This is a genomic window from Burkholderia sp. B10 (assembly GCF_004368385.1).
Taxonomy (GTDB): Bacteria; Pseudomonadota; Gammaproteobacteria; order Burkholderiales; family Burkholderiaceae; genus Burkholderia; species Burkholderia vietnamiensis.
In genome coordinates this window covers 1-1,445 of record NZ_PQMX01000167.1, presented here as the reverse complement: position 1 = coordinate 1,445, position 1,445 = coordinate 1, and the positions used below count along the sequence as shown (strand labels likewise).

The window sequence follows — 1,445 nt, the reverse complement described above, 5'->3', positions numbered from 1 at the left end:
GCCGTACACGAGACGGTGCGGCTGGCGACTGGCGACTGGCGACTGGCGACTGGCGGTCACGGAGTCGCCTGCCGCACCGTCTCGTGTACGGCGGCACGCGTGCGTCGCCGCCCGTATTCAGCTCTGTAAACCGTGCGGCTGGTACGCGTCAGTCCCGACGCGCCCGATCGAGCCGCGACGTATCGATGATCACACCCGCCGGGTCCGGCGGATTCAGCCCAAGCATCTCGGCCGCCGCGGCCTTCACGCGCTGCGCGCCGAGATGGGCGAGGCAGTCGCTGCGGCTGTCGACGTGACGCTCGCAGCCCTCGTGCCGGCACGGCACGCAATCGCCTTCGCCCTGCAGCAGCCACACGTTGCCGTGCCGGCCTGAGCCGCGCAACGCCCACGGATTTTCGGTCGGCGGCCAGTGCTGCGGCCACGGCCCCCAGCGCACCGGATCGGACGGGCCGAACAGCGCGATCGTGTCGGTTCCCGTCGCGGCCGCGACGTGCGTCGCGCCGGTATCGGGCCCGATGAACAGACGCGCGCGCCGCACCAGCTCCGCGCTCTCGCCGAACGTGAGGCGGCCGACCAGATTCAGCACGTCGCCGCCCGCCTCCGCCGCGACCTGCTCCGCATATTCGCGCTCGCGATCGGCCGGGCCGCCCGACAGCGCGACCGCGAATCCCTGCCCGCGCAGCCAGTCGATCATCTCGACCCAGCCGTCGAGCCGCCATTGTTTGTAGCGGAACATCGGATACGGATGCAGCACGACGAGCGGCTTGCCGTCGCGAATCGCCGGCGATTCCGCGAGCCATGCATCGAAGCGCGCGCGCCGCGCCGGGTCGTCGCCGATTCCGGGCGCAACGACCTCCGACACCGGCTCGATGCCGATCACCGGCGCGAGCGCGAGCGTGCTGACGACCGTGTGCGCGGATTCGTGGTGATTGATCGCGATTCCGTCGAGCATCATCCGCGTGAGCCACGTGACGCGATTCGGATCGACGAGGCCGACGCGCTTGCGGCCGGCAAACCAGCTGTAGAAGCGCGGGCGGTCCGAACTCAGTGCCGCGCAGGCGAGATCGTAGCGGCGCCAGATCGACAGCGCGTCGCGCAGCCGCTCGCTGAACCGCGCGCGCTGGGCGACGACGATCACACGCCGCACGTCCGGGTTGTGCTCCAGCACGCCTTCGGTGCCGCGAAACACCAGCATGTCGATTTGCGCGTCGGGCCAGCGCGCCTTCAGCGAACGCACGAGCGGCGTCGTCAGCAGCACGTCGCCGATCCGGCGCGGTGCGGCAACGAGAATGGTTCTGGGCGGGCGGGCGGAGGAAAACAGGGCCACGGCGATGGATCCGGCTAGCTGGCTGAACAAGGCTCGCAATGTACAGGATTTTGCGGCGGCAGGCGTGGCGTACTGGCCATGGATGGCGATCGCATCTGGGCACGGTGCGGGCTTGGGG

At 70.2% G+C, this 1,445-nt stretch carries 1 protein-coding gene; it reads right to left on the bottom strand.

The window, feature by feature from the left end:
- Window positions 1–148: 148 nt before the first annotated feature.
- Window positions 149–1,327 carry a glycosyltransferase family 9 protein gene (locus C3Y15_RS31390; RefSeq protein WP_059461274.1) on the bottom strand — a complete coding sequence of 393 codons (1,179 nt, stop codon included), beginning with the start codon at window positions 1,325–1,327 and terminating at the stop codon, window positions 149–151.
- Window positions 1,328–1,445 lie beyond the last annotated feature (118 nt).